Here is an 8,142-nt window from a genome sequence, read left to right on the forward strand (position 1 = left end):
AACCAATTTTTTACTGCATGCTAAATTCCAGGCAGTAGAGACAATGGAATAATGGACAATACGATCGACAAAATATACTCACCCACATCTGGAATCGAATAGCCAAAAAAATAACCAAAAATAAAAGCACAAACGACATTGAAAATGATATAATGATAACATTCCATCCACGTTATACCAGCGATAACCGGGAGAAAGGTACGAACCAGTGGAATCAAACGGCCAAGGATTAATGATTTTCTGCCGTGCTTATCATAGAACTTTTTCGCCTAAATAAGATCACTCTTCTTAAACCAAATCGAATCAGGACGCCTCGCGGCAACCACCCGCCGAAAATAACAAGCTATCAGCGGGCAAAAAAGAAAACAAAAATCCCAGTTTTTAAAAAACAATGAATAAAATTGCAAAATAACCGATAGCCGTAACTAGATGAATCAAATCAATGTTGAGCATCTTAATTCCTTAACGTCGAAAAACTGTTCCTCCCCCACTTTCGCGGGAATAGCGAAATACTCGTTCTTTAACTTCCAAAACCCCCTTTCGTATATGCTGGATTTTATCGCGAACGGCAGCCGCCTCTTCAAATTCCAAGTTTCTTGTGTGATGATACATCCGCTCTTCCAATTTATGCAACTCTTTTGCCAATTGTTTCGGCGTCATGGCAATATATTTCTTTTCTTCTTCGGCTATCAATTGCCCTTGATTAACGAAACGGCCTCTTTCGGTATAAGTACGAGCGCTTTCGATAATTTCGGTGACGGCTTTTTGGATACTTTTCGGCATAATATGGTTCTTTTCATTATATGCGCTTTGCGCTATTCGTCTTCTTTCAGCTTCTCCCGTCGCTCGTTTCATGGAATCCGTAATCCGGTCCGCATATAAAATAGCTTTACCGTGCACATTTCGGGCTGCTCGCCCCATCGTTTGAATCAGCGAGCGCTCGGAGCGTAAAAACCCTTCTTTGTCAGCATCTAAAATAGCCACTAAAGAAACTTCCGGAATATCCAACCCTTCACGTAATAAATTAATTCCGACAAGCACATCAAAAACGCCCAAGCGTAAATCACGAATAATTTCTACCCGTTCCACGGTATCAATATCCGAATGCAAGTAACGAACACGAACGTTATGCTCCGTAAAATATTCAGTAAGGTCTTCCGCCATTCGTTTGGTCAATGTCGTTACTAGAACCCGTTCATTCTCCGCCGCTCGTTTTTTAATTTCCGAGAGCAAATCATCAACCTGAGTGGCAACGGGTCGGACTTCTATTTCAGGATCAACTAGGCCCGTGGGTCTTACTAACAATTCCACAACTTGATCGCTTTGCTCTTCCTCATAAGGTCCCGGCGTTGCTGAAATAAAAATAGTTTGCGGCGCTAGCTTTTCAAACTCATCAAAACGAAGCGGCCGATTGTCCAATGCAGAAGGGAGGCGAAACCCATATTCTACTAAGATTTCTTTACGCGCTCGGTCACCACGATACATACCGCCGAGCTGCGGAATTGTCACGTGCGACTCATCAATAATCAATAAAGCATCTTTAGGCAAATAATCTATTAAAGTGGGCGGTGGTTCCCCTTCGTTTCGACCGGACAAATAACGAGAATAATTTTCAATGCCGCTGCAATAACCCAACTCTAAAATCATTTCCATATCAAATTTAGTTCGTTGTTCTAAACGCTGACGCTCCACTAATTTATTGGCTTTTTCTAATTGGGATAATCGTTCTTTTAATTCTATTTTAATTTGGTCAAGCATAGATAAAAGTTTTTCTCGTGGCGTGACGTAATGGGTTTTTGGATAAACCGTTATTCGCGGGACATATCTTAGCATTTCCCCTGTCAGCGGGTCAAAATAACTGAGATTTTCCACTTCGTCGTCAAACAATTCCACGCGCACAGCTTCACGTTCGGAATCTGCAGGATAAATGTCAATAATATCGCCGTTCACGCGGTAGGTGGCACGTCGTAATTCAAGGTCGTTTCGGGTGTATTGCAACTCAGCCAAACGCTGCAAAATTTTCCGTTGATTAATTTGGTCACCGCGAGTTAAATGCAATAACATTTTCAAATACGAATCCGGATCGCCTAAACCGTAAATGGCTGAAACAGTGGCGATAATAATTGTATCATGGCGTTCCGTTATTGCTTTCGTTGCCGATAAACGCATTTGCTCAATGTACTCATTAATGGAAGCGTCTTTTTCGATATAAGTGTCTGAACTCGGAACATAGGCTTCGGGTTGATAATAATCATAATAAGAAACAAAATATTCCACCGCATTTTCAGGAAAAAACTCACGCATTTCAGCGTAAAATTGTGCAGCTAAAGTTTTATTCGGCTCCAAAATTAACATAGGCCGTTGAACTTTTTCGATGGCATTCGCAATCGTAAAAGTTTTCCCTGATCCCGTAACCCCCAAAAGCGTTTGATAAGCCAAGCCATCTTCCAACCCGGCGACCAATTTTTCTATTGCTTGCGGCTGATCCCCACTGGGCTTGAATTTGGATATTAATTTAAACGCTTTTGACATTTCAGAAACCCTGCTTTCCCGATTGTTTACCAGTATATTTTCCGCTACTCTACCACACCAATCATAAGGAGCTTAGAAAAATGAATGATGTCTTATCCGTCCGAGCGCAACAACTTGAACCTTCAGTAACATTGGCTGTCTCCGATCTCGCACGCGAGCTTTTAAACAATGGCCATGACGTGATCAGTCTCAGCGCAGGTGAACCGGATTTTGACACTCCGGACTTTATCAAACAGTCCGCTATTAAAGCAATTCAAAAAGGCTTTACAAAATACACCAATGTAGACGGAACTCCCGCCCTAAAAGCGGCGATTGTCCATAAATTAAAGCGCGATAATCACTTAAACTACGAGCCTTCTGAAATACTGGTCAGCGGCGGAGCCAAACAATCGATCTATAACGCTATGATGGGAACGCTAAATGCGGGAGACGAAGCCATCATTGCTGCCCCTTATTGGGTGAGTTATCCACCGATGGTAGAACTGGCGGAAGCAAAACCGATTATTATCTCAGCGACCATTGACCAAAATTTTAAACTCACCCCCGATCAGCTCTCCAAAGCGATTACTCCCCAATCGCGACTACTGATTTTAAATAGCCCCAACAATCCTTCCGGGGTTGCTTATTCTGAAAGTGAATTAAAAGCGTTAGCAGGCGTTTTGATAGAAAATCCCCAAATTTTAATTCTTTCCGATAACATTTATGAATATATTCTGTGGGGACAAAACCGTTTTGTAAATATCCTTAATGTTTGCCCGGAATTGCGCGATCGCACTATCATTATCAACGGCGTCTCCAAGGCTTATGCCATGACTGGATGGCGAATTGGTTATGCGGCTGCTCCTAAATCGATTATTCAAGCAATGAAAAAAATTCAATCTCAGAGTACTTCTTCTCCCAATTCGATTGCCCAAGTCGCTGCCACGACAGCGCTCGGCGCTCGGCGCAGTGATTTTTCTTACATGTATGAGACTTATAAAACACGCCATGATTTGATGCTGAAAGCCCTTAATCAAATGAAAGGCGCTCACTGCATTCCGGCTGACGGCGCCTTTTACCTCTTCCCAGATGTTTCGGCTGCCATCCAACAGCTCGGATTAAAGGATGATATCAAGCTCGGAACGTACTTATTGGACAAAACGAAGGTTGCCGTCGTCCCCGGAAGCGCCTTTGGCTCACCCGGACACGTTCGCCTCTCTTGTGCAACCAGCACCGAAAAATTGCAAGAAGCCTTGGAGAAATTAGCGTCGGTACTGGATTATTAGTCGGTTGATTCTCTTCGGATTTCCCGGTAACATACGATTTCATTTCTACCTCGCTCCTCGGTAGCTCAGTCGGTAGAGCGGGTGACTGTTAATCACTTGGTCGGGGGTTCAAGTCCCTCCCGAGGAGCCATAAGTTTTGGCAGAATCCAATTTTTCCTCTTTACGAGGTGGCAACTCAAATGTTTGGAATTTGACATAATATACTCACTTCATTACCCAATGTATTGCCAGGTACAATGCAATTTTACATCTAATGCCTTTTCGGCAGCCTTCCTGATTTCGCTTTTGTTGCTTTAGGATGACGCCTCCAATTTATACTAGAGACAAACCTAAACTGTAGAAAAACCACCATCAGCTGAAATACTTTCCCCATTAATAATTTGATTTGATAATAGTATTTCACTAGCTCGGCAATATCGTTTAGCTCTCCTGTTCGCTTTAATGGCGTTCTTGTTTTGAATTTGTTGACAGCTTCATCAAAATTTTCGGTACGGGATGTCTTAATGAAACCCGGCGCAATCGCATTCGTTCTAACTTTAAGGCCACAGTGCTTCGCTAAAAATTTAGTTAAATGATTAATGGTAACCTTCGCAACAGACGAGGGAAATAATTTGCCCGCCAGATGATCGCAAGCTCCATGATCTTCAGGGACTGGTAAGCCATTGGATAGCTGGTAAAGATCATCACTTCTTGGCATCTTGTTACTCATTCCTTATTGTTTTGAAACCAAGTTCCGCCATCCGCACTGTTTTTGGAGCAAACGTCAGACATGCTTTTATTAAATCGAGCCTGGGATACATTTAAATGCTAATAACGCGTTAACCTAACATTATTACTTATTCAATTGATACAGCGTAACTACATTCTCTTCAGAGTTAATAATCATCGCCATTCGAGAGATGAGAGAAGAAAAGATGTCTACCTTAAAATTCACACTCTTTAATTTGAGCTGAGAAACGAGATTATCTAAGTCATCAACCTCAAAAGTAATACTTCCACCTGAACTAGTGCTTGGGCTTATGCCCTTAACCAAAGTTGTTATCGCAAAACAATCGCCATCCGGTAAATCATATTCTACCCACTGCTCTTCTGAATATGTCCCCCTCTTTTTTAGGCCAAGTATTTCTTCGTAAAATTTTCTAGTCCAGCTAATGTCTTCTACAGGATACAAGTAAATGCTACTTTTCTTCAGCAGAAAAATCTCCTTACTTATTTGAGTGTGATTAAAAAGTGTAGGTTTTCAACAAGTACCCCCTATGAGCGCAGTGAAATAAGGGGGCGATAGACGAGATCATTATTTTCCCGTATTCTGCTTTGCTCCATACGTATAGGCCCTGGGTTGTTGTGTCAACAATCAGTTTTGACGAAAAGAACGTATATGTGGGTTCACAGAGCCACCGCATGAATCAGCATCATCAACCTCAGTTTACCTTACTCTCATCAGCCCTCATTGTTTCAAACTCAGTTGGCGTGTCTTCCTTTCGTTAATTATTTTTTTACACAATGATCCGCGCATTTTTATTCACTAACACCACACAAGCGCGATTCATTCCTTGGCGCCCAATTAGTGCTTTTAACCACAGACTCTTTTTATCCATTTTATTTTTTACATGACGCAATTAGCGGACGGGCAGCATGAATCAATAAGGTCCTTAACATCAAAATTGAATATCGATAAGGCACTAAACTTTTCTTAATTTCCGCGCTTCCAACGTATGAGGATAATTTATTTGTAGTAAGTGATTGCTCGCATCAGCCATTTTTAGCAAGCCGAGTGCTTTATAGGCATGCACCATGATCGCTAAAGCTTTCGCAACTTGAGGAGAATCTTGAAAATGCTGAACCACATAACTCCCTCGATTGGCTGCAGCCACATAAGCACGCCTTTTCATGTAAAATTCTGCAATCATAATTTCACGTTGAGCCATTAAATTGCGAATGTAACGCATACGAGTAAGTGCGTCGGGGATGTAGCGGCTATGAGGAAAAACCTCAGCAAGAGTGGCAAATGAAGTGAATGATTGTTGCAAAGTACTAACGTCACGAGATATCGGGCTCACCCCTGCTAACTTCTGCAACCACGACAAACCTAAATCAAAACCGATCACTCCGCGCATATAATAGGCATAATCTACACTTCGACACCATGGGTAAAGCCGGATATAGCGATCGGCTGCCGCAATGGCTGAAGAAGTGTCGTTATTTTTGTAATAAGCGTAAATAACATCAAGCTGCGCCTGTTCAGCATGGGGACCAAAGGGATAAATCGCATCTAGCGCTTCAAAATTTTTGACAGCCTCAGAATAATCTTTTTTTGCCAGCGCCATTTCGCTGCTTGTAAATAACTCAGCTGACGTTTTCCCACGGTAGGTCTCATAAGGATCAACATCTTTTCTAACACATCCCGACAATATTAATAGTAGCGTGGCAAGAAATAATATTTTTTTCATGAGTCCTTCTTCTCGGTTGAAAGCCAAATAAATGCGGCCATTATAAAACAAGTCACTTTAGAACTAAAGAATTGCCAGGTGGTATATCAGGACTGTGACAACCTGTTAAAATGTAACACCCCTATGTGTGCTTCTCGCATCAAATTAAAAAAACCTATTCCCCCTGAGCTCGCCGGTGCTCGATTGGATCAAGTATTGGTAAAATTATTTCCAGATTATTCTCGTTCACAACTGCAAAATTGGATTCGGGGTGGTCATGTCAAAGTAGATGGAATACAAAAAATGAAAGCCAGGGAAAAAGTGAAGGGAAACCAACTCATTGAAGTAGAAGCCCATTTAGAGCCTAATGAGCACTGGGTTCCACAACCGATCCCGTTAGATGTCATTTATGAAGACGAAGCTTTGCTGGTGATCAATAAGCCCATCGGCCTTATCGTTCACCCCTGTGCTAATGTTCGAGATCAAACATTAATTAATGCTTTATTGCATTATGATCCGAGCTTAAGCATGGTACCCAGGGCCGGCATTATTCACCGCCTAGACAAAGATACCTCAGGCCTCCTTTTAATCGCTCGCACCTTAGCCTCGCATCATGCTTTAATAAAAGCCATGAAAGCCCGCCAAATCGTCCGAGAATATGTGGCGATTATAAAGGGCGTTTTGATTTCTGGACGAACGATCGAAGCTCCCGTTGGCCGCCACCCCATTCATCGCGCGCGTATGGCGGTAGTCGAATCCGGTCGCCCGGCCATTACTCATTTTCGGATTATTAAACGCTATCGCGCACACACATATATCCGAGTGCAACTCGAAACGGGACGGACTCATCAAATTAGAGTGCATATGGCACACATTCACCACCCTTTAGCGAGCGATCCCGTCTATGGCAATCAGATCGGGATTCCCGTGTATTTGTCCGACCTACTCCAAACTGCCTTGAAAACACTAAAGGGACAGGCACTTCACGCAGCAACTTTACAATTCTCTCATCCCGCCGACCAGCGTCCGATGACATGCCACGCACCTCTACCCCCAGATATAGCCCACCTGTTAGAATGCCTAGAAGATGATTATTCCCGATTGGCCCGCTCCTAAGCGCATTAAAGCAGTTACCACGACGCGTTCTGATGGCAATTTAGCCTTACACGTCGGTGACAACGCCGCTCAAGTCCAACAAAATCGTCTTTGTTTAACTGAGAATCTGCAACTACCGTCTCCACTCATCTGGCTTAATCAAGTGCATGGTTCCACTGTCATTTCGCTACCTCTGTATTATAGCGCTCCCCCAACCGCCGATGCCGCTTATTGCCGCCAAACTAATCGCGTTTGCGCCATCCTCACTGCTGATTGCTTACCTGTCTTAATCACCGATAAAAATGGTCAAGAAATCGCCGCCATCCATGCCGGTTGGCGCGGCTTAGCCACTGGCATGCTTGACCAAGCCCTCACCTTCTTTCAGAGCGATCCTCAAGACTTATTAATGTGGCTCGGACCTGCCATCGGTCCAAAAGCCTTTGAAGTTGGCAACGAAGTTCGTCAGGCCTTTCTCGACCGACATCGAGATTATGAGGCCGCCTTTGTTGCCCACAATGGCCGTTGGCTCGCCAACCTCTATCAACTCGCTACCATTAATCTCAATCAGTTAGGCGTTTCCCACATTTATGGCGGAAAATTCTGTACCTATCAGGATAAAATACATTTTTATTCTTATCGCCGAGAAAAGGGTCATACCGGTCGAATGGCAACTTTGATATGGATCGAAGCTGAAACCTGATAATCATCTAGCTCCCTCCTAAAGAGTGTATAAAATAGCTTTTGTAAAAAAACAACATTCAAAAGGAGAAAGCGATGAAACTATATGGCGAAAATGATTTGCCTTCAACCAATAACTACAC

7 protein-coding genes, 1 tRNA gene and 2 pseudogenes are annotated in these 8,142 nt (G+C 43.0%); 4 read left to right on the plus strand and 6 right to left on the minus strand.

What is annotated here, in order from left to right; translation table 11 throughout:
* Positions 1-20: 20 nt before the first annotated feature.
* Together FIV31_RS02990 and uvrB are read right to left on the minus strand one after the other, a co-directional pair.
* A pseudogene (locus FIV31_RS02990) lies at positions 21-453 on the minus strand (SNARE-associated domain-containing protein).
* A gap of 9 nt (positions 454-462) precedes the next feature.
* Positions 463-2,532 (minus strand): excinuclease ABC subunit UvrB, encoded by a 2,070-nt coding sequence (gene uvrB / locus FIV31_RS02995; protein WP_280123761.1) that lies wholly within the window; start codon positions 2,530-2,532, stop codon positions 463-465.
* 80 nt (positions 2,533-2,612) lie between these two features.
* On the opposite strand from uvrB, the gene FIV31_RS03000 reads away from it, so the two are divergent.
* Positions 2,613-3,797, plus strand: coding sequence for a pyridoxal phosphate-dependent aminotransferase (locus FIV31_RS03000; protein WP_280123762.1), 1,185 nt, complete (start codon positions 2,613-2,615; stop codon positions 3,795-3,797).
* Between the two features lie 54 nt (positions 3,798-3,851).
* A tRNA-Asn gene (locus FIV31_RS03005) sits at positions 3,852-3,927 on the plus strand.
* Between the two features lie 120 nt (positions 3,928-4,047).
* Here FIV31_RS03005 and FIV31_RS03010 read toward each other — a convergent pair.
* The 4 genes and pseudogenes from FIV31_RS03010 to FIV31_RS03030 all read right to left on the minus strand — a co-directional run bounded on the left by FIV31_RS03010 (position 4,048) and on the right by FIV31_RS03030 (position 6,247).
* The gene (locus FIV31_RS03010; RefSeq protein ID WP_280123763.1) at positions 4,048-4,494 is read right to left on the minus strand and encodes an SDR family oxidoreductase; all 447 of its coding nucleotides are present in this window, start codon (positions 4,492-4,494) and stop codon (positions 4,048-4,050) included.
* A gap of 135 nt (positions 4,495-4,629) precedes the next feature.
* Positions 4,630-4,968, minus strand: coding sequence for a VOC family protein (locus FIV31_RS03015; RefSeq protein WP_280123764.1), 339 nt, complete (start codon positions 4,966-4,968; stop codon positions 4,630-4,632).
* A 325-nt stretch (positions 4,969-5,293) separates the two neighbouring features.
* A pseudogene (locus FIV31_RS03025) lies at positions 5,294-5,459 on the minus strand (IS110 family transposase); the annotation flags it as partial.
* 20 nt (positions 5,460-5,479) lie between these two features.
* Positions 5,480-6,247, minus strand: coding sequence for an outer membrane protein assembly factor BamD (locus FIV31_RS03030; RefSeq protein WP_280123765.1), 768 nt, complete (start codon positions 6,245-6,247; stop codon positions 5,480-5,482).
* Positions 6,248-6,370: 123 nt separating this feature from the next.
* Between FIV31_RS03030 and rluD the strand changes: the two genes are divergently transcribed.
* Both rluD and pgeF read left to right on the plus strand, forming a co-directional pair.
* Complete coding sequence (gene rluD, locus FIV31_RS03035; RefSeq protein ID WP_280123766.1) at positions 6,371-7,342, plus strand: 23S rRNA pseudouridine(1911/1915/1917) synthase RluD; 972 nt, start codon at positions 6,371-6,373, stop codon at positions 7,340-7,342.
* The gene (gene pgeF, locus FIV31_RS03040) at positions 7,314-8,021 is read left to right on the plus strand and encodes a peptidoglycan editing factor PgeF (protein ID WP_280123767.1); all 708 of its coding nucleotides are present in this window, start codon (positions 7,314-7,316) and stop codon (positions 8,019-8,021) included. Before rluD ends, pgeF begins: the two co-directional genes overlap by 29 nt.
* Positions 8,022-8,142: the final 121 nt, after the last annotated feature.

The organism is Coxiella endosymbiont of Ornithodoros amblus, from assembly GCF_019425495.1.
In the GTDB taxonomy this organism is placed as follows: domain Bacteria; phylum Pseudomonadota; class Gammaproteobacteria; order Coxiellales; family Coxiellaceae; genus Coxiella.